Below are 20,183 nucleotides of genomic sequence, written 5' to 3' on the forward strand. Positions count from 1 at the left end.
TCATTCATCCTCTCCCTAAAATTAATTAATAAGATTAATGATTCATACAATTAGCTATTAATAGCTTAAAGCATATTGAGCGGCTAACTAGTTTTGTCCGTAATACGCGTTTTTACCGTGTTTACGTAAATAATGTTTATCTAAAATACGCTGTGGAAGCTCCTCAGCAAACTGATTTAGCTGACGTGCAAAATGATTCATTTTACATACTTCTTCTAATACAACGCTGTTCATAACCGCATCATGAGCATTTTTTCCCCAAGTAAATGGCGCATGTCCTTTCAGCAATACTGCTGGAACTGCCATTACATCAAGACCGCGCTGCTCGAATGTTTCAATAATGACATGACCTGTTTCTTTCTCATAACCACGGTCAATTTCTTCCTGTGTTAAATAGCGAGCGCATGGCACTGAGCCGTAAAACGTATCTGCATGCGTCGTTCCCATACAAGGAACATCTAGTCCTGCTTGTGCCCAAATTGTCGCCCATGTGGAATGAGTATGGACAATCCCGCCAATTTGCTCAAAATGCTTATATAACACCGCATGGGTAGGCGTATCGGAAGAAGGACGAAGATGACCTTCTACTACATTCCCATCAAAATCTACTACAACCATATCGCTCGGTTTCATTTTGTCATAGCTAACTCCGCTCGGCTTAATAACAAAAAGACCTCGCTCGCGATCTACAGCACTAACATTACCCCATGTATATTTAACTAGGCCAAGCTTCGGCAATTCAATATTCGCCTCATAGACCTCTTCCTTCAAGCTTTCTAGCATCTATTACTCCCTCCAATTTTCCACAAAATGATCGACCGCTGCTTGTTCAATTGCCAGTCCTTTCGTATAGCGCTCCATAAATAACGCAAAGCCCGCTACATCTGTTGCATCTGGCGCAAGAGTCTCTCCTTCTGCATCCTTAAACACTTTGTTTGCTAAATAATCAGCAAGACTTTCACCCTGCTCTTTATTCAGCATGTATGCTGCAAGCAGCGCCATCCCCCATGCTCCGCCTTCACCAGCAGTAGACATTACGGTAACAGGTACATTAAGTGCTGCAGCACACATTTTTTGACCGACAATTGGTGTCTTAAATAAACCGCCATGTGCCAAAATACTATCAATTGCTACCTTTTCTTGTTGCGTTAAAATATCCATTCCGATTCTTAACGCCGCAAATGCGGTAAATAGATGAACACGCATAAAGTTAGCAAGATTAAAGCGGCTTTCAGGAGAACGTACAAACAACGGACGTCCTTGCTCAAGTCCTGTAATATTTTCACCTGAGAAGTAACCATAGCTCAATAAACCGCCGCCATCTGGATCAGCCTCTAAAGCTTTCTTGAACATTACGCTAAATAACTGATTATTATCTGGCTTATGACCCATCGCTTCATAGAACTCGCGGAATAAGCCTAACCAAGCATTAATGTCACTAGAACAGTTGTTGGCATGAACCATCGCTACAGGGCTGCCATCTGGTGTCGTTACCATATCAATCTCAGGATAAACAGCCGATAAATCTTTCTCTAAAACTAGCATCGCAAATACAGAGGTACCTACCGAAATATTGCCCGTACGCTTACGCACGCTATTTGTTGCAACCATACCTGTTCCAGCGTCGCCCTCCGGCGGACAGAGCGGAATACCTGCAACTAAATCACCTGCTGGATCAAGCAGCTTTGCCCCTGCTTCAGTAAGTAGCCCAGCCTGTTCACCAGCATTATAAATTTTCGGTAACAGATCGCGAACATTCCACGGATAACCTTTATCAGCGATCAGTTCGCTAAATGTATCTAGCATTCCTTCATGGTAACTTTTTGTCGTATCATCAATTGGAAATACGCCAGAGGCATCCCCAATACCTAGTGCTTTATTACCTGTAAGCTGCCAGTGAATGTAGCCAGCAAGGGTTGTAATATGATCAATGCTCGGAACATGCTCCTCATTATTCAAAATCGCCTGATAAAGATGAGCAATGCTCCAACGCTCAGGGATATTAAACTTAAACTTCTCTGTAAGCTCTTTGGCAGCAGCACCAGTCGTCGCATTACGCCATGTGCGGAACGGCACTAACAGCTCTCCTGCCTTGTTAAAGGCCATATACCCGTGCATCATTGCCGAAAAGCCGATTGAGCCGACTTTTTTCAAAGTGACGCCGTACTTGGCTTGTACCTCCTGCTTAAGCTCACGATAGGCAGTTTGCATGCCCTTAATGATTTCATCTAAATGATATGTCCAATAACCATCAACTAATTGATTTTCCCATTCATAGCTGCCAGAGCCAATCGTATTGAATTGCAAATCAATAAGTACAGCTTTAATGCGAGTTGAGCCAAATTCAATGCCAAGCGCTGTATCCCCATTCTCAATCGCTTGCTTAATCCGTTGATCCATGCACATTACTCCTCTCTGTCATTATTGCTTTATTTCTGTATTTAAAAGAAGGCGCTTTCTATTTGTTCTTTTTTAGTATATTTTTTGTTCGTACATTTGTCAATTTAACTTATAAATTATACTTACAACTTTTAACGTCATTAATTGTTTTTCTCAGTAACATTCAATAATTTTCATTGCTTTTACTCCATCCAATAAGATCTCTTTATAATAGAACCTTGTCTTAGTTATATTGGGTTATAAACCAAAATTGTCTCTTGCTCTATTGTTTGGAACTTTATAGCATTAAGCTTATTAGAGCAATAATGGGTTATGTCGATTTTTTAAGCGGCTGACGATACAAGCTTTTACCTATTCAAAAAATGAAGTATAATAAAATTGTTTATCAAGATTAATATGTACGTACAAATTTCATAATGCTAATTATATTGTATTTATATTACATAGCTCTTTCTATTGTAATGAATCAATCACGAAGGATGAGATTAGTGTGAAACCTAAATATCAGATTATAGTCGACGATCTAAAAAGCAATATATTGTCCGGTACATATCAGGTTGGTGAGCAAATTCCAACAGAATTAGCTTTGCAAGAAATATATAAGGTCAGTCGCCAAACGGTTAGAAAAGCGATTCTTGAGCTTGCAAACGAAGGCTTTTTGCGCAGTGAAAAAGGCTCCGGAACTTATGTCAGCAATCAATATCGCACCCTAGCAAACGGTAAGGCCAATAAACGAACAATTGGTGTTATTACAACGTACATCTCTGACTATATTTTTCCTTCTATTATTAGGGGAATTGAAAGCAGATTAAATGAAGATAATTACTCACTGCTGCTTGCCAGCACTAATAATGATGTTGAACAAGAGAAAAAAGCACTGGAAATGATGCTGTCTTACGGAGTAGACGGACTTATTATTGAGCCAACAAAAAGTAATCTTTACAATCCAAACATCGCCTACTATTTGGCGTTTAAGGAGCAAGAGGTTCCGTTTATTATGATCAATGCCTATTATGAGGAGTTAGAAGTGCCCTATTTAAGGCTTGATGATGTGCAATCTAGCTATTTAGCAACACAGGAGCTTATTTCAAAAGGACATCGGCAAATCGGCATTATCGCAAAAATGGATGACCAGCAAGGAAAGTATCGGATGAAGGGCTATATTAAAGCGTTGGCGGAGGCTAAGCTGCGCTTCCAGCCTGATCATGTTTTATCCTTTGATACGGAATCGAAAAAGGATCTGTCGGCTAATATTAAGAAGTTTTTGCTAGCTAATCGAGATTATATAACTGGCATCGTATGCTACAATGATGAGGTAGGACTTGAGCTTGTTAATGTTTGCCGCCAGCTTAATATTGCTGTCCCAGATGAGCTGTCGATTATAGGTCAGGACAACTCCTATATTGCCAAAAATGCCAACATTAAATTAACAACGTTAACCCATCCGCAGGAGCAAATGGGACGAGATGCAGCAGATTGGGTAATTAAAAAGCTACAAGGCAAAAAAGATCTCGTTGATCATGTATTTTATCAGCCGCAATTAATTGCTGGCGAGACTGTAAAGGAAATATAAACTATCGAAACTACTAAACTTCCCCTACTTGCGCGATTCCTTCATATGACTAGGCGCCTTTGCTAGCCGAATATAGTTTATATTTAGCGGTAAAGGAGCCTTATATGTTGCTAGACTTGGCTAGATTACTGCTAAATTTATTGTCGTTAACCTCATTGTTTTACGAAGATGACAACGTTTACTAAAATCCATTGCAAACAACGATTTTTAATGCTATTCTTTACGTTAAATAGACTAGTTTGTTAACTAAACTTATGATTTGTTAAAACGATTGCACAACTTTGAAATCAATTATTATTTTATTCTTTTCTTTAATATTCTCTTAAAATCTCAAGCATTCTCAATCATTCTTAGATTGTGTTATTAGCTTTTTCAGTGTACAGTATTAATAATTGTGAAATAGTTTGCACAAGCTTGCACAAATCACTTGATTAGAAATAAGAATGTATTCTTCGGAAGAAGGTTAAGAAGTATGGTTACGATTAAAGATATTGCGAAAGCTGCAGGAGTTTCTCCATCAACAGTATCTCGTGTTATATCCAATCACCCAAGAATCAGTAAAGCAACAACGTTTAAAGTAAAGCGTATCATGGAAGAAATGGGCTACCATCCTAACATCATGGCAAAAAGTCTTGTCTCAAAAACGACGAATACATTAGCTATTGTGTTACCACGCCCAGCTGAGGAACTGTTCCAGGACTTTTTCTTCGGTGAGCTTTTGCGCGGGATTTTAGCTCATTCAACTAAAGCAGGCTATGATATGCTACTTTCTGCTGCTACATCTCCAGCCGATGAACAAGAAACGATTTCTCGTCTTGTGCTTGGCCGCCGTGTAGACGGTGTTGTGCTATTATCATCACGTCAAGACGACCCGCTAATTCGTATGCTCGCAGAGCATGATTTTCCTACTGTATTAATTGGTCGAACTGAGGGGTATGATAATATCATTACAGTTGATACAGATAACGTTCAAGCTGCCTTTGATGCAACAAATCATTTGATTAAACAAGGTCATCAAAAAATTGGATTTGTAATCGGTTCCCCTAACTTAACCGTTTCTGTAGACCGTCTGCAAGGCTATAATAAAGCGATGCAGCAAGCTGGACTAACCATTAATCCTGAATGGATTATTGATAGCGAATTTTTACAGCAAAGTGGTTTTCGTGCAATGTCTTTTGTTATGAATATTCCTGACCGCCCAACAGCATTAGTTGTCATTGATGATGTTACTGCGTTTGGCGTTTTACGTGGCTTAAATGAGCTTGGCTTTAATGTGCCTAATGATATCAGCTTAGTTAGCTTTAACAACATTGCTCTTTCTGAGCTAGCTTCACCAGCACTTAGCTCTGTTGATATTAGTACTTATCAGCTTGGCTACACAGCATCTCATTTGCTTGTTAGACGTTTGCAAGATAATACAAGCTCACAAACACGTAACATTATTCCACATCGGTTAGTTGTAAGAGAATCATCGATTAAAGATTTTCAGAAAAGAGGTTAACGTAATGAATGAAAAAAAGCCTTATTTAGTTGATGCCGTTATCGGTAATTCCAATCTACTTGCTACATTAGGTCGCACTGGAAGACTTTATCGTCTGTGGTGGCCAAATATTGACACTCCACAGCATATGGATGCGATGCGAGTAGGATTAAAGCAAGAAGGCTCTGCTATCCAATGGTTTGATGAGGAAAGCAATGGCTGGTCTCATACGATTAGCTATGTAAAAGGCAGCAATGTGCTAAATGTTACTGCTGAAAATAAAGCAGCACAGTTATCCGTTGCTAGCCAACACTTTGCTGTACCAGGTAAAGATTTATTAGTTCGCGAATATGCAATTCGTAACCATAGTAATGAAAGTAAACAATTAACGTTTTACTTGCACTCCAGCTTCTTGATTAGTGAAAACAATCTATATAATACAACTATGTTTAACGCTGATGCCGATGCGTTGATTCATTTCCGCCATCAGTACTTTTTTGCGGTTTCTAGTGCAATCGTATGCACTAAATTCCAAAGCGGTATTTCTTGGGAAGAAGTGCAACATGGAGAATTGCGTGGTAACGTGATCGACATGCAACCAACAGGTGCAATGTCATGGGATTTAACGATTCCTGCTGGTGAAACTGTGGTTCTGCCTATATATATTTCTGCTGCTCATAATGAGCAAGATGCTGTCAGCATTCTAGCTGAAGCTCGGACAAAATCAAGCACAGCTTGGGCAAATGAAACAAATGAATATTGGCATAACTATGTTGCTAATGCAGTGCCTTGCCCAGTTGATGATGAGCGAATTAAAGCATTATATGAGCGTTCAATCCTAACCTTTAAATTAATGTCTGATGAAAAAACAGGGTTAATTATTGCCGCTCCTGAATTTGATGAAACGTTCAGTCGTTGTGGCGGCTATGCCTATTGCTGGGGCCGTGATGCTGCATTTATTACAACTGCGCTTGATAAAGTCGGCCTAAAAGATTTAACTAATTCCTTCTACGATTGGGCATTAACTGCACAATCTCCTGACGGTTCTTGGCAACAACGTCACTACCATGATGGTCAATTAGCTCCTTCTTGGGGTCTACAAATTGATGAAGGTGCATCAATTATTTGGGGAATGTGGGAACATTATCTCGTTGATAAAGATGAGAACTTCGCAAAACGCGTATGGCCTGCTGTATTGAAGGGCGCACAATTCCTAAGCACATTTATTGATGAAGAAACTGGCTTGCCTAAACCAAGCATCGATTTATGGGAAGAGCGTGAAGCTTCTCACACTTACTCTTGTGCTGCTGTTTATGGCGGATTAAAAGCTGCTGTTGGCTTTGCTGAACTAGCTGGTGAAGCTGAACTGGCAAAAGAGTGGAATAAAGTTGCAGAGCAAATTAAAGCAGGTATCGATGCACATTGCTTTAATGAAGAGCTAAATTGCTTCTATCGCGGGGTTAACTTAACAGTTTCTGCTGAGAAATATGAGCAAGCTATTACTGCAGGTAAACAAGGCTATACTGTTGATCTTCCTAAAGGCTACAAAAAATATGTGCTTAAACATGATCCGATTGTCGATATTAGTTTGCTTGGTATTAGCGTTCCATTCAATGCAGTTGAAGCGTCTGATGAACGTATGCGCAGTACAGCAAATGTAATTGAAGAAAAATTAACTTCGCCAATTGTTGGCGGTATTAAACGTTATGAGGATGACATTTATGTTGGAGGAAACCCTTGGATTCTAACAACATTGTGGCTTGCTCATTATCGCTTCGCAATTGGAGAAGCTGAAGCTGGCTACAAGCATATTCAATGGGTGCTTGATCACTGCACTGAAACAGGACTACTTCCAGAGCAAATTGATAAAAATACTGGTGCAACGGCTTGGGTAGTTCCATTAACATGGTCACATGCGATGTTTATTCTTGCAGTATTTATGCTAGCTGAAGCTAAACAATTTGATTTAGCTAACGTTAACAAATAATGTTTACAAATTGTTAAACTAACGTTAAATAAATTAGCGTTTGTTACAATTGAGTTAAATAATCCGCACAGCAATTGTTGCTTATAATGTAACAGTTGTTTGTGCGGATTTTCTTTTTTTGTATGGTAAAATGAGGTCATCTCCTAAAGCTTGGAAATGATTTACGCAAATCACTTGACAAATCTTATTTAATTTGTAATAATTATAAATAAGAAATTGGTCTAAATTCAATATTTATATTTTTAAATGTATGGATTTAAAGCTTTTCGCTAACACTGCAATAAGATAAAGAACTAACGACGAGGAGGATTTATTATGAAAACAATTCAAGACCAACTTAATCGTCAAATTGCAAACTGGAGCATTCTTTATGTTAAACTGCACAACTACCATTGGTATGTAAAAGGTACGCAATTTTTTACATTACATGCAAAATTTCAGGAGCTTTATGAAGAAGCGGCACTTCATGTTGATGAAATCGCTGAACGTTTGCTTGCTTTGAAAGGTCAGCCACTTGCCAAAATGGCAGACTACTTAGAAGCTTCCAGCATTAAAGAGGCTGAAGGAAATGAAAATGCAACTGAAATGGTCGATCAATTAATTAAAGACTTCACAGTTGTGATTGGCGAACTGAAAGAAGCGATGGTGATTGCTCAAGAAGCAAATGACGAAACAACTGCCGATATGCTGCTAGCAATTCACACATCACTTGAAAAACATGTATGGATGCTATCCGCATTTAATGGATAAAATCATGAAACAAAGAACATACTAAACTTACTAGAGCTACTGAGTAAACAAATACCCCCAGCAAAAGGGCTTTGCCTCATCATTAGTCTGCCTCTCCGCTAATGATAAATAAGCTTGTTGCTGGGGGTATTATTTATGTTTTAAACAATTCGGCAACTGCCTAGCTCCTGCTCGTTCCAAAGCATTTGAACATAGTCACCACTAGTTAGCGCTGCTACGCCAGCAGGTGTGCCCGTATATAGCAAATCTCCTGCTTCAAGCCCATAATTTTCGTCAATATATGCAAGCAGCTGATCGATGCTGAAAATCATATCTTTAGGACTGCCTAGTTGAGCTTGCTTACCGTTAAGCAGCAACTTAAAATGACCATTAAGCAGCTCGTCCATTGAATGTAATGGCTGCCATTTACCAATCGTCGCTGCTCCCTTAAATCCTTTAGCTGCCAGCCATGGGTGGCCTTTCTCCTTTAGTCTGGTTTGAACATCGCGTAACGTTAAATCTAAGCCAAGTGAAAAGCTGTCGATTATGTTCTCTAGCGGTTTACTGGCGTCATAAGCTTGGCGCATCCGCAATACTAGCTCAAGTTCAAAATGAACTGCTCCTCGCTGTTTCGGTATTTCCAGCTCACCGCCATTCATTTCTCGCAAAGCATGAGTCGGCTTCGTGAAAATCATCGGCTCACTTGGAACCTCATTGCCAAGCTCTAAAGCATGTAAACGATAATTGCGGCCAACACAGTAAATATTGCCTACCTACAAAATGCCTACCCCTTTCTTTGCGCCTCAATTTTTTCAGCTAACTCGCTTAGCTCTGCCCAACGATCCATAAGCGCCTCTAGCTTCTGCTCAGCCTGCTGTTGTTTTTCCGTAAGTTCTTGCAGCATCGCTGCATCAAAGGAATTCCGCTCGATTTCTTCTCCAATCAATTGTAGCTCTTGTTCCGCTTCTGCGATCCACTGCTCAATATTTTCGTATTCACGCTGCTCTTTGAAGGACATTTTTAGCTGTCGCTCTTGTTGTCGCGGCTGTTTCTTGCTGTCCTCATCTCCTATTTTTCCTGAGGCAGCAGTTTTATTAGCACTTCCTGCGCCAGCTCCTTCAAATTCTCGCTTGCGAGCAGCGGCATAAGCAGCATAATCAGTATAATTTCCAGTATGAACCGTTAGTACACTTTCTCCTTCCTCAAAGGCAATTACTTTGTCTACGATTCGATCAAGAAAATACCGATCATGCGATACAACAAAAACTACACCTGGAAAATCATCTAAATAATCTTCTAGAATCGTCAACGTCGTAATATCGAGATCATTGGTCGGCTCATCTAGCAGTAACACATTAGGAGCCTCCATTAAAACACGCAACAATTGCAAGCGACGCTTTTCCCCGCCCGAAAGCTTAGCTATTGGTGTCCATTGCATTGTGGAATTAAATAAAAATCGCTCTAGCATTTGACTAGCAGAAACAGTCGTGCCATCAGCTGTTTTCACTTGTTCAGCAGTATCACGAATATATTCCAGCACGCGCTTGCTTTCATCCATTTCATCTCTTTCCTGTGAAAACCAGCCTAATTTAACGGTTGGTCCTAGCTCAATTCTTCCCTCGTCCGGGGCTAGCTTGCCGCCAATCATTTTTAATAAGGTTGATTTCCCCGCTCCGTTCCGTCCGATAATACCAACACGATCTCCTGGAGTAGCAATATAGCTAAAACCCTTAATTAATTGTCTTGTGCCAATGCTTTTGCTAATATGCTCTAGCTCAATAATTTTTTTGCCGAGTCTGCTCGAAGCAACCGATAACTCAACTTTGCCGTTGCCTTCCTTCGGAACTGCTGCCTGAAGCTGTTCAAAGCGTTCGATTCTGGCCTTTTGCTTCGTAGATCGTGCCCGTGCACCACGGCGAATCCAAGCTAACTCATTGCGCAATAAATTTTGTCGCTTTGCCTCAGAGGCTGCTTCGCGTTCTTCACGCTCCAGCTTAAGCTCTAAAAATTTACTGTAATTCGCTTCATAAAAATATGCTTTTCCTTGGTCAAGCTCCATAATTCGATTACTTACCCGATCAAGAAAATAACGATCATGCGTAATCATAAGCACAGCACCACGTCGCTTTTGCAGCATCGTTTCAAGCCACTGCACTGATTCATTATCAATATGGTTTGTCGGCTCGTCCAAAATTAATAAATCGGAAGGCAACACAAGTGCCGCTGCCATTGCCACCCGCTTGCGCTGACCGCCAGACATCTCTGCAACCGGTTTATCCCAATCATTAATGCCAAGTTTGCCAAGCACTTGCTTAGCTTCACTTTCCAAACTCCACGCATCTAACTCGTCCATAGCCGCATTTGCCTTCATTAGCAGTTGCTGTGCCGCTTCACTGCTAGGATTAAGCTCAACTGCCTCTAGTGCGGCTTTATATTGCATATAAGCTTTTAACTGAGGAGAATCACCGCCAAGCACGTGTTCCAGTGCTGTTTCCCCGTCACGAAAAACTGGTTCTTGTGCAAGCATGCGTATAACGGCATTGTTTGCAACCAAAATATGACCACTATCGGCAGGCTCAAGCCCAGCAATCACTTTTAGAAAAGTTGATTTGCCAGTACCATTTACTCCGATAATCCCAATTTTATCGCCTTCTGCAATGCCAAAGCTGACATTCTCAAACAGCAGCTTCTCTCCGTAGCTTTTTGTTAATTGCTCAACCGATAATATATGCATGCGAAATACCTCTTTTAAACGTAATATGTAGCTATTATTGTAGCACAGTAGTGATGCCACGTACATTTGCCCTTACATATAGTCCCGCTATTCATCAAACGTAAAACGCCAAACCAACTTTAAACAAACTATATGCCTCAATCCGTTATTAATTTAGCCATAAGCTCCAATCCATTATTAATTTAGCTAAATGCTCCAACCGTTATAAATGTAGCTAAAAAAAGCATTTATCCAAGCGCTTCATAGAATGCTCCATGAACGCTCAGACAAATGCTTTCTATATATTGCTGTTATTTTATTTACGACCAATCATATTTTCTGGACGAACATATTGATCAAATTGCTCAGCAGTTAACAAGCCGCTATTTACAGCCGCTTCTTTTAACGTAATGCCTTGCTTATGAGCTGTTTTGGCAATTTTCGCTGCATTTTCATAACCGATATGTGGATTTAACGCTGTAACAAGCATTAACGATTGCTCAAGGTTACGCTTAATTACCGCTTCATTTGGCTCAATGCCTACTGCACAATTATCATTAAATGAAATCATTGAATCAGCTAGTAATGCAACGGATTGCAAGAAATTATAAAGAATAACTGGCTTAAATACGTTAAGCTCGAAGTTACCTTGGCTTGCAGCCATACCGATTGCTGTATCATTACCAATGACTTGGCAAACAGCCATCGTCATCGCTTCACTTTGTGTCGGGTTGACTTTACCTGGCATAATTGAGCTACCTGGCTCATTTTCAGGAATCGTAATTTCGCCAATACCACAACGTGGACCACTTGCTAGCCAACGAACATCGTTTGCAATTTTCATTAGATCAGCTGCCAGTGCCTTCATTGCTCCATGTGTATATACCATTTGATCATGACTAGTTAGCGAATGGAATTTATTGCTAGCAGTAATAAACTGTTTGCCAGTTAGCTTTGTTACTTCCTCAGCAACTGCTACAGCATAATCAGGATGTGCATTCAGTCCTGTACCTACAGCAGTACCGCCAAGGGCTAGCTCACGCATACTGTTTACACTTTGTGCGATCATTTCGCGTGATTTTTCCAGCATTGCAGACCAACCGCTAATTTCTTGACCTAATGTAATTGGTGTTGCATCTTGCAAATGTGTACGGCCAATTTTAACGATATGATCAAAAGCTTCAATTTTTTGCTTTAATGTTGCATTTAATTTATCAATCGCAGGTAGCAAACGATCCTCTACTGCAATAACGCCGGCAATATGCATCGCTGCAGGGAAAGTATCATTTGAGCTTTGTGAACGATTGACATCATCATTTGGATGTATGCGAAGATCGCTGCCGCGCTCTGCAAGCAATTGGTTAGCACGATGAGCGACTACCTCATTCACGTTCATATTTGTTTGTGTGCCGCTACCTGTCTGCCAAACTACTAACGGAAATTGATCATCCCATTTGCCCGCTAAAATCTCATCTACTGCCTCTGCAATAACAGCAGCCTTTGCAGAGTCCAGAACGCCTAAACGCTCGTTTGCAAGTGCCGATGCTTTCTTAACAATTGCCATCGCATAGACAACTTCTAACGGCATTTTTTCACCGCTAATTTTAAAGTTTTGCAGACTGCGCTGAGTTTGAGCTCCCCATAGCTTGTCCGCCGGCACTTTGATTTCTCCCATAGTATCTCGTTCAATACGATATTCCATTTTTTACACTCCTTTATTTTCAGGTAAGTCCCCAGCTTTAATCAGCTGGACTGAACCGTTGATTTATGCATATAGGAAAACTAGTTAAAGCTATCTATTTTACAATCCTTTTGCTTCACGATATGCTGCCATATACGCAGCGGATTTTTCTTTAATCAATTCAAAGTTACCTGTTTTCACAGCTTCCTTCGTTAAATCAGATCCAATCCCTACTGCAACGGCCCCTGCTTTGATCCAATCTTTAAGGTTTTCCAAGTTTACACCGCCAGTCGGCATAATGTTCGCTTGTGGAATAGGACCTTTTACAGTAGAAATCATACTTGGTGAATAAAGATTTCCAGGGAAAAGCTTAATGATATCGACGCCTAATTCTAATGCAGATTGAATTTCTTGAATCGTCATTGCGCCAGGTAAGCAAGGAATACAATAACGATTGCAAAGCTTAACCGTATCTGCGTTTAACGCAGGAGAAACTACATATTCAGCCCCAGCCAATATTGCTGCACGAGCAGTTTCTGGATCCAGTACGGTTCCTACACCGATAATAGCGAAGTTTGCATCGCTTGGATCTGCCTCACAGCTATACTGTGCACTAAGCTCTTCGATAGCTTTTAATGCATTCGGAACTGTCATAGTAATTTCGATCGCTTTGATTCCGCCTTCAATGGCATAATGCGCCATGCGTACAACATCTTCTGCAGAATCTGCACGCAAAACAGCCACAACTCCAGCATCAACGAGTTGCTGCAATACTTTTAGCTTCTTCATCCTATTCTAGTTCTCCCCTCTATCGTGTAACTACCATGAATTATAATATGTTTACCTAGACAGAGCAATGCTTCTATGTAAGGGGATTCATGCCGTAAACGTATCATAATGTTGCTGGATCGATAACTAGTAAAAAAGCTAGCTTATAGCAAGCTAGCTTTTTAAACGTTTTTTTACTAAAACACGATAAGATATAATTGCACTGCACACCATAACAAACATAATAATTGCCATTGGCAAAGCAGTATCTTCTCCGCCTAGTCCTACAAGCGGAGCGACTATACCGCCAAAAAAGAAAGAGGACATCCCCAGCATCGCTGAGGCGCTTCCTGCCCGCTCTCCCTGTTCCTCAAGTGCTAAAGAGTTAGCTGTTGTATTAATAAGACCTATACTGCTAACAACTGCAAACAGACCAATAATTACAAGTGCAAGCGGTCCGTCAACTATAATTGTAGTAATTAAAATAAGTGCTCCAATGAAACTGTAAGCTAAACCTACAACGAGCAATGTACTGCCCTTCACGCGATGTGCCAAGCGCCCAGCCACTTGACCAAGCAGCACAATGCCAAGTCCGTTCATACCAAACACGAAGGAATACTGTCTTGTCGTCAGCTCATATATACCTTGCAGCACAAAGGATGATCCTGAAATATACGCGAACATCGAAGCCATCATAAAGCCTTGAGTCATCATATAGCCCATAAAGCTGCGATCTTTGATTAATATGCCAAAGGTGAGCAATGTCTGCCTTAATCCTCCGCTGGAGCGACGCTCAGTTGGTAATGTTTCCGCTAAGGCAAAATAGATTCCTAGTACCATAATAATGCCAAATAGCGTTAAGCCAGCGAAAACACCTTTCCATGAGGTAAGCGTAATAATCTCTGCACCAATCACTGGAGCTAGAATTGGTGCTGCACCGTTAATGACCATTAAAGTTGCCATAAAACGAATCAGCTCAGGACCAGAGTATAAATCACGTACGCTGGCTCGAGAAATAACAAGGCCTGCTGCTCCAGCAAAGCCTTGAAGAAATCTTAAAATAATAAAGCTCCAAATGGAGCCTGACCATATACATAATGCTGAAACAATCGCATAAATTGTCATTCCTATTAGCAGAGGTTTTCTTCTGCCTCTTACATCGCTTATCGGTCCAATCACAAGCTGACCTAATGCAATCCCGACTAAGCAAGCTGTTAAGCTAAGCTGAATCAGTGACGGAGAAGCTCCCATCTCATCAGCAAGCTCGGGAAATGCCGGTATATACATATCAATCGATAACGGTCCCAGTGCAGAAAGCGAACCAAGAATCGTCGCAATCATTAATCGCTTGCGTCCACTAAATGAAGCTGCTTGAGCATATACTCCCATGATGCTGTCCTCTCTTTATTTCAGTTAATCTTTATCGAGTTAATTATTGAAAAATTAAAATTAAGATCCCTACGATAAAGCAATAAAAAGCAAAGTAATGTAATTTTCCTTTTTCCATAATGCCCATAAACCAGCGCATCGAGAAATAAGTCACCACTAAACTTGCAATAAAGGAAATCAAGTACTCAACCCACAATGCTTGCAAATCAGGATCGCTTGCAATATCGGCAATACCAAGCACCAAGCCGCCAAGACTTACCGGAATATACAGCATAAACGAATAACGAAGCGCTGCATCCTGCTTCATTCCAGTAGCGATCGAGGCAATAACAGTTGACCCAGAGCGGCTAATCCCTGGAATTAATGCAACAGCCTGCGCTAAACCAACAATTAGCGCATCCTTCCACGATAAATCACCATCGCGTTTAATCCCACGCAAATTACGAATAAGGAATAAAGCAACGCCCGTACAAAGCAAAGCAATTGCAACAGTCGTTAATGATGTTGAAAATACTTCCTCTATTTTATCTTTAAATAATACACCAATAACCCCCGCTGGAATTGAGCCGATAATAATGTACATAATAAAGTTAAAATCAGCTTTATATTTGGTATCTCGAGTAGCCACATAACCTACTCCATTTTTCACTAAACGAGTAATGACTTCACGATAGATGAATAAAATAGCGATAAGCGAAGCGGTATTGGTCATAATTTCAAATGACAATCCATGCTGCTCCATGCCAAGTAAATTTTGGGCTATGATTAGATGCCCACTTGAGGAAATAGGAATTGGCTCGGTAAAGCCTTGAATTGTACCTAAAATTAAATACTTTAACCATTCCATTATTTCTGACATATCTTTTGTTCCGTTGCCAGCAATGATCTAGTCAACGGCTCCCCTCCTTAAATGTTAATCAAATTAATACCTTAATTAGTATAAACGATTAGCGGCAAAAAAGGAATTGTACCTATAGTCTAGTTATTTCTGTTAAAATAGGAAGGCAAGCTAATTACGGAGGTTATAATTTGGATTACATCGTACTCGACATTGAATTTAATGGACGTAAATTTGCAAGTGATTTGCCAATGGAAGTTATTGAAATAGGCGCTGTGCGATTAAATGAAGCTTTGGAACAAGTGGACACTTTTACCGCCTGTATAAAACCAATCTACTTCGCTAAGCTTAATAGCTTTATACAGAAAAAAACAGGTATAGCCCAAGCAGAAATTGATAAGGCAGAGCGCTTTCCAAAAGTTATTGCCAAATTCCAGCAATGGTTATCATCATCGGCAGAGCTCCTGTTTGTCACATGGGGCAAAGAGGATATGAAGCGCATTATTCTCGATACACGCATGCATAAGCTAGACGATCATTTTTGGATGACTACCCCATACTTTGATTTACTTAAAGGCTTTATCGCATTAAAAGGTTTAACAAATGATATTAGTGTCGAAGGAGCATTAGAAATGCTTCAGCTCGAAAGCAATGGTCAAGCCCATCGTGCGCTAGATGATGCGATTATGACAGCTAATATTTTTCGTTCAATTTATTCCCAGCTAAATTTATCTCAGCAGCAATATTACGTTGACAGATACACTAATGCACGGGAAAGAAGATCACTTAAGAATGCTGTACGTATGCTGCGTTCACAAAAAATTGAGCCAACATGGGAAAATTATTCGGATAAGTTTCTAAAGGATAAATCTGACGGCATAGAGCAACGCAAGTTAGATGAAATGAAGCAATATTTCGAGTCAGAAGCTGCTAAGGCAAGCAATGCAAAACCAAGATCTATCCAGGCAACAGAGCTGCAATCGACAAAGGAAACATTAAACGAATCATCGTCGGGTGGAGAATAGTCCATCAATATACAGCTTCGCAATTATTGAAAGTCCCTCTAAAGGTTAGAGCTAGTTATTTTATTTTAGCAATTTGAGCAGAATGAGTTCGGTATTGCACCGAACTCATTTAATACGAACGATAAAGGTATGCTTTAAGTAAAATATTGAAAACAAACCAGATAAAACAAAAAAGTCTACTGCATTTGCAGTAGACTTCTTCTTTGCTTGGCAACGTCCTACTCTCCCAGGACCCTTCGGTCCAAGTACCATCGGCGCTGAAAGGCTTAACGGTCGTGTTCGAGATGGGTACGCGTGGTTCCCTTTCGCCATTGTCACCAAACATGGGGTTTACACCCTCAAAACTGGATAGAAAGTTTTCATCTTACGAATCATTTAGGATAAGCCCTCGACCGATTAGTACTGGTCAGCTCCATGCATTGCTGCACTTCCACCCCCAGCCTATCTACCTCGTCGTCTTCAAGGGGTCTTACTACTTGGGAAATCTCATCTTGAGGGGGGCTTCACGCTTAGATGCTTTCAGCGCTTATCCCTTCCGTACTTGGCTACCCAGCGGTGCTTCTGGCGAAACAACTGGTACACCAGCGGTACGTCCATCCCGGTCCTCTCGTACTAAGGACAGCTCCTCTCAAATTTCCTACGCCCGCGACAGATAGGGACCGAACTGTCTCACGACGTTCTGAACCCAGCTCGCGTACCGCTTTAATGGGCGAACAGCCCAACCCTTGGGACCTACTTCAGCCCCAGGATGCGATGAGCCGACATCGAGGTGCCAAACCTCCCCGTCGATGTGGACTCTTGGGGGAGATAAGCCTGTTATCCCCAGGGTAGCTTTTATCCGTTGAGCGATGGCCCTTCCATTCGGTACCACCGGATCACTAAGCCCGACTTTCGTCCCTGCTCGACTTGTGGGTCTCGCAGTCAAGCTCCCTTCTGCCTTTACACTCTTCGAATGATTTCCAACCATTCTGAGGGAACCTTTGGGCGCCTCCGTTACGCTTTAGGAGGCGACCGCCCCAGTCAAACTGCCCACCTGACACGGTCCCTTCGCCCGATTCAGGGCGACAGGTTAGAACTCCGATACGATCAGGGTGGTATCCCAACGGCGCCTCCACACAAGCTGGCGCTCATGCTTCCTAGGCTCCCACCTATCCTGTACAGATCGTACCAAAGTCCAATATCAAGCTGCAGTAAAGCTCCATGGGGTCTTTCCGTCTTGTCGCGGGTAACCTGCATCTTCACAGGTATTAAAATTTCACCGGATCTCTCGTTGAGACAGCGCCCAATTCGTTACGCCATTCGTGCGGGTCAGAATTTACCTGACAAGGAATTTCGCTACCTTAGGACCGTTATAGTTACGGCCGCCGTTTACTGGGGCTTCGGTTCATAGCTTCGGCTTACGCCTAACCATTCCCCTTAACCTTCCAGCACCGGGCAGGCGTCAGCCCGTATACGTCGTCTTACGACTTTGCACAGACCTGTGTTTTTGCTAAACAGTCGATTGGGCCTTTTCACTGCGGCCCCCTCGGGCTATTCACCCTACCGGGGCACCCCTTCTCCCGAAGTTACGGGGTCATTTTGCCGAGTTCCTTAACGAGAGTTCTTCCGCGCGCCTTAGCATGCTCTGCTCGCCTACCTGTGTCGGTTTGCGGTACGGGCACCTTCGTCTCACTAGAGGCTTTTCTTGGCAGCCTGAACTCATGACCTTCGCTACTGCAATTTTCGCTCCCCATCACAGCCCAGCCTTTCGATGAGCGGATTTGCCTACTCACCAGCCTCACTGCTTGGACGGACATCCATCAGTCCGCGTCACTATCCTTCTGCGTCACCCCTTCGCTCAAACAACTACGGTGGTACAGGAATTTCAACCTGTTGTCCTTCCACTACGCCTTTCGGCCTCGCGTTAGGTCCCGACTTACCCTGAGTGGACGAGCCTTCCTCAGGAACCCTTAGGCTTACGGCGGATAGGATTCTCACCTATCTTTTCGTTACTCATACCGGCATTCTCACTTGAATACAGTCCACCACTCCTTACGGTATGACTTCAACCCGTATTCAACGCTCCCCTACCCAATTCGTAGGCTTCACTTCAACTTCGATGGTTTGTGTTTAGCTGAAGAACATACATTTAGTCGAATTCTTGAACAACCTTAGCGGTTGATTTCGACGAATGTTAATCGTCGCTAAACACTTCTTCAAAGAAGAAGTGAAACCTACGACTTGCCATAGCTTCGGCGGTGTGTTTAGCCCCGTTACATTTTCGGCGCAGAGTCACTCGACCAGTGAGCTATTACGCACTCTTTAAATGGTGGCTGCTTCTAAGCCAACATCCTGGTTGTCTGTGCAACTCCACATCCTTTCCCACTTAACACACACTTGGGGGCCTTAGCTGATGATCTGGGCTGTTTCCCTCTTGACAATGGATCTTAGCACTCATTGTCTGACTCCTGGATATATATCGATGGCATTCGGAGTTTGACTAGACTTGGTAACCCTCGCGGGCCCCGCACCCAATCAGTGCTCTACCTCCATGATACTCGACTCCAAGGCTAGCCCTAAAGCTATTTCGGGGAGAACCAGCTATCTCCGAGTTCGATTGGAATTTCTCCGCTACCCCCACCTCATCCCCGCACTTTTCAACGTGCGTGGGTTCGGGCCTCCAGTGCGTGTTACCGCACCTTCACCCTGGACAGGGGTAGATCACACGGTTTCGGGTCTACGCCTGCATACTTTTTCGCCCTATTCAGACTCGCTTTCGCTGCGGCTCCGTCTTCCCAACTTAACCTTGCATGCAAACGTAACTCGCCGGTTCATTCTACAAAAGGCACGCCATCACCCCTTAATTGGGCTCTGACTTCTTGTAAGCGCACGGTTTCAGGTTCTTTTTCACTCCGCTCCCGCGGTGCTTTTCACCTTTCCCTCACGGTACTGCTTCTCTATCGGTCACTAGGGAGTATTTAGCCTTGGCAGATGGTCCTGCCGGATTCCGACGGGGTTTCACGTGTCCCGCCGTACTCAGGATCCAGCTCGGAGAGAACTAATTTTTGACTACAGGGCTTTTACCTTTTATAGCGAGCCTTTCCAGACCTCTTCGTCTAATCAATTCCTTTGTAACTCCGTGTGAGCTGTCCTACAACCCCAAGAAGCAAGCTTCTTGGTTTGGGCTCTTCCGCGTTCGCTCGCCGCTACTGACGGAATCACTATTGTTTTCTCTTCCTCAGGGTACTTAGATGTTTCAGTTCCCCTGGTGTGCCTCTACCTAACCTATGTATTCAGTTAGGAGTAACTGTCCATTACGACAGCTGGGTTTCCCCATTCGGAAATCCCCGGATCGACGCTTGCTTACAGCTCCCCGAGGCAGTATCGTTGTTCGCCACGTCCTTCATCGGCTCCTAGTGCCTAGGCATCCTCCGTGCGCTCTTATTAGCTTAACCTATTCGCTCGTTGTTTCTTTTTTCTCCTCCGTCGCCCTTTCGGGCAAAGTCGTCGAGAAAAAGAAACAGCTTGCTAGTTAATTCGCTTGTTAATGTTTGAATATTACTTTGAGAGTAAATATTCGAACTCGATTCGCTTTGGATGATTATTACTTTCTTATCCAGT

At 42.2% G+C, this 20,183-nt stretch carries 13 protein-coding genes and 2 rRNA genes; 5 read left to right on the forward strand and 10 right to left on the reverse strand.

Annotation, left to right across the window (positions count from 1 at the left end):
* Positions 1 to 87: 87 nt before the first annotated feature.
* Positions 88 to 783 carry an L-ribulose-5-phosphate 4-epimerase gene (locus AC2TDL_RS06405; protein ID WP_484699385.1) on the reverse strand — a complete coding sequence of 232 codons (696 nt, stop codon included), beginning with the start codon at positions 781 to 783 and terminating at the stop codon, positions 88 to 90.
* 3 nt (positions 784 to 786) lie between these two features.
* Positions 787 to 2,400, reverse strand: coding sequence for a xylulokinase (locus AC2TDL_RS06410; RefSeq protein WP_484699387.1), 1,614 nt, complete (start codon positions 2,398 to 2,400; stop codon positions 787 to 789).
* Between the two features lie 490 nt (positions 2,401 to 2,890).
* Here AC2TDL_RS06410 and AC2TDL_RS06415 point away from each other — a divergent pair, with 490 nt between their 5' ends.
* The 4 genes from AC2TDL_RS06415 to AC2TDL_RS06430 all read left to right on the forward strand — a co-directional run bounded on the left by AC2TDL_RS06415 (position 2,891) and on the right by AC2TDL_RS06430 (position 8,190).
* Positions 2,891 to 3,973: a substrate-binding domain-containing protein gene (locus AC2TDL_RS06415; RefSeq protein ID WP_484699389.1), complete on the forward strand. Its 1,083-nt coding sequence runs from the start codon at positions 2,891 to 2,893 to the stop codon at positions 3,971 to 3,973.
* 472 nt (positions 3,974 to 4,445) lie between these two features.
* Positions 4,446 to 5,474, forward strand: a complete 1,029-nt coding sequence (locus AC2TDL_RS06420; RefSeq protein WP_484699391.1) for a LacI family DNA-binding transcriptional regulator — start codon at positions 4,446 to 4,448, stop codon at positions 5,472 to 5,474.
* Between the two features lie 4 nt (positions 5,475 to 5,478).
* On the forward strand, positions 5,479 to 7,440 hold the full coding sequence (locus AC2TDL_RS06425) for a glycoside hydrolase family 15 protein (RefSeq protein WP_484699393.1): 1,962 nt from the start codon (positions 5,479 to 5,481) through the stop codon (positions 7,438 to 7,440).
* 315 nt (positions 7,441 to 7,755) lie between these two features.
* Positions 7,756 to 8,190, forward strand: coding sequence for a Dps family protein (locus AC2TDL_RS06430; protein WP_484699395.1), 435 nt, complete (start codon positions 7,756 to 7,758; stop codon positions 8,188 to 8,190).
* 140 nt (positions 8,191 to 8,330) lie between these two features.
* Here the strand turns inward: AC2TDL_RS06430 and AC2TDL_RS06435 are convergent, their stop codons facing one another.
* The 6 genes from AC2TDL_RS06435 to AC2TDL_RS06460 form a co-directional block, all read right to left on the reverse strand.
* Positions 8,331 to 8,933, reverse strand: coding sequence for a fumarylacetoacetate hydrolase family protein (locus tag AC2TDL_RS06435; protein ID WP_484701079.1), 603 nt, complete (start codon positions 8,931 to 8,933; stop codon positions 8,331 to 8,333).
* A gap of 20 nt (positions 8,934 to 8,953) precedes the next feature.
* Positions 8,954 to 10,903, reverse strand: coding sequence for an ABC-F family ATP-binding cassette domain-containing protein (locus AC2TDL_RS06440; RefSeq protein ID WP_484699397.1), 1,950 nt, complete (start codon positions 10,901 to 10,903; stop codon positions 8,954 to 8,956).
* A gap of 295 nt (positions 10,904 to 11,198) precedes the next feature.
* Positions 11,199 to 12,584 carry a class II fumarate hydratase gene (fumC, locus tag AC2TDL_RS06445; protein WP_484699399.1) on the reverse strand — a complete coding sequence of 462 codons (1,386 nt, stop codon included), beginning with the start codon at positions 12,582 to 12,584 and terminating at the stop codon, positions 11,199 to 11,201.
* 99 nt (positions 12,585 to 12,683) lie between these two features.
* Complete coding sequence (locus tag AC2TDL_RS06450; protein ID WP_484699401.1) at positions 12,684 to 13,352, reverse strand: bifunctional 2-keto-4-hydroxyglutarate aldolase/2-keto-3-deoxy-6-phosphogluconate aldolase; 669 nt, start codon at positions 13,350 to 13,352, stop codon at positions 12,684 to 12,686.
* Between the two features lie 153 nt (positions 13,353 to 13,505).
* Positions 13,506 to 14,720, reverse strand: coding sequence for a multidrug effflux MFS transporter (locus tag AC2TDL_RS06455; RefSeq protein ID WP_484699404.1), 1,215 nt, complete (start codon positions 14,718 to 14,720; stop codon positions 13,506 to 13,508).
* Positions 14,721 to 14,763: 43 nt separating this feature from the next.
* The gene (locus tag AC2TDL_RS06460; RefSeq protein ID WP_484699406.1) at positions 14,764 to 15,579 is read right to left on the reverse strand and encodes an undecaprenyl-diphosphate phosphatase; all 816 of its coding nucleotides are present in this window, start codon (positions 15,577 to 15,579) and stop codon (positions 14,764 to 14,766) included.
* 170 nt (positions 15,580 to 15,749) lie between these two features.
* On the opposite strand from AC2TDL_RS06460, the gene AC2TDL_RS06465 reads away from it, so the two are divergent.
* Positions 15,750 to 16,583 carry a 3'-5' exonuclease gene (locus AC2TDL_RS06465; protein ID WP_484699408.1) on the forward strand — a complete coding sequence of 278 codons (834 nt, stop codon included), beginning with the start codon at positions 15,750 to 15,752 and terminating at the stop codon, positions 16,581 to 16,583.
* Between the two features lie 205 nt (positions 16,584 to 16,788).
* Here the strand turns inward: AC2TDL_RS06465 and rrf are convergent.
* Both rrf and AC2TDL_RS06475 read right to left on the reverse strand, forming a co-directional pair.
* Positions 16,789 to 16,905, reverse strand: a 5S ribosomal RNA gene (gene rrf, locus AC2TDL_RS06470).
* 54 nt (positions 16,906 to 16,959) lie between these two features.
* Positions 16,960 to 20,017: ribosomal RNA gene (locus AC2TDL_RS06475) — 23S ribosomal RNA — on the reverse strand.
* Between the last annotated feature and the right edge of the window lie 166 nt (positions 20,018 to 20,183).

Source organism: Paenibacillus sp. plas6 (assembly GCF_057221655.1).

What these genes read in the sequence shown, in the direction of transcription:
- AC2TDL_RS06440 (WP_484699397.1), bottom strand. Translation starts at nt 10,903, where the DNA reads ATGCATATATTATCGGTTGAGCAATTAACAAAAAGCTACGGAGAGAAG.
- AC2TDL_RS06405 (WP_484699385.1), bottom strand. Translation starts at nt 783, where the DNA reads ATGCTAGAAAGCTTGAAGGAAGAGGTCTATGAGGCGAATATTGAATTG.
- AC2TDL_RS06460 (WP_484699406.1), bottom strand. Translation starts at nt 15,579, where the DNA reads ATGTCAGAAATAATGGAATGGTTAAAGTATTTAATTTTAGGTACAATT.
- AC2TDL_RS06455 (WP_484699404.1), bottom strand. Translation starts at nt 14,720, where the DNA reads ATGGGAGTATATGCTCAAGCAGCTTCATTTAGTGGACGCAAGCGATTA.
- AC2TDL_RS06450 (WP_484699401.1), bottom strand. Translation starts at nt 13,352, where the DNA reads ATGAAGAAGCTAAAAGTATTGCAGCAACTCGTTGATGCTGGAGTTGTG.
- fumC (WP_484699399.1), bottom strand. Translation starts at nt 12,584, where the DNA reads ATGGAATATCGTATTGAACGAGATACTATGGGAGAAATCAAAGTGCCG.
- AC2TDL_RS06430 (WP_484699395.1), top strand. Translation starts at nt 7,756, where the DNA reads ATGAAAACAATTCAAGACCAACTTAATCGTCAAATTGCAAACTGGAGC.
- AC2TDL_RS06410 (WP_484699387.1), bottom strand. Translation starts at nt 2,400, where the DNA reads ATGGATCAACGGATTAAGCAAGCGATTGAGAATGGGGATACAGCGCTT.
- AC2TDL_RS06425 (WP_484699393.1), top strand. Translation starts at nt 5,479, where the DNA reads ATGAATGAAAAAAAGCCTTATTTAGTTGATGCCGTTATCGGTAATTCC.
- AC2TDL_RS06420 (WP_484699391.1), top strand. Translation starts at nt 4,446, where the DNA reads ATGGTTACGATTAAAGATATTGCGAAAGCTGCAGGAGTTTCTCCATCA.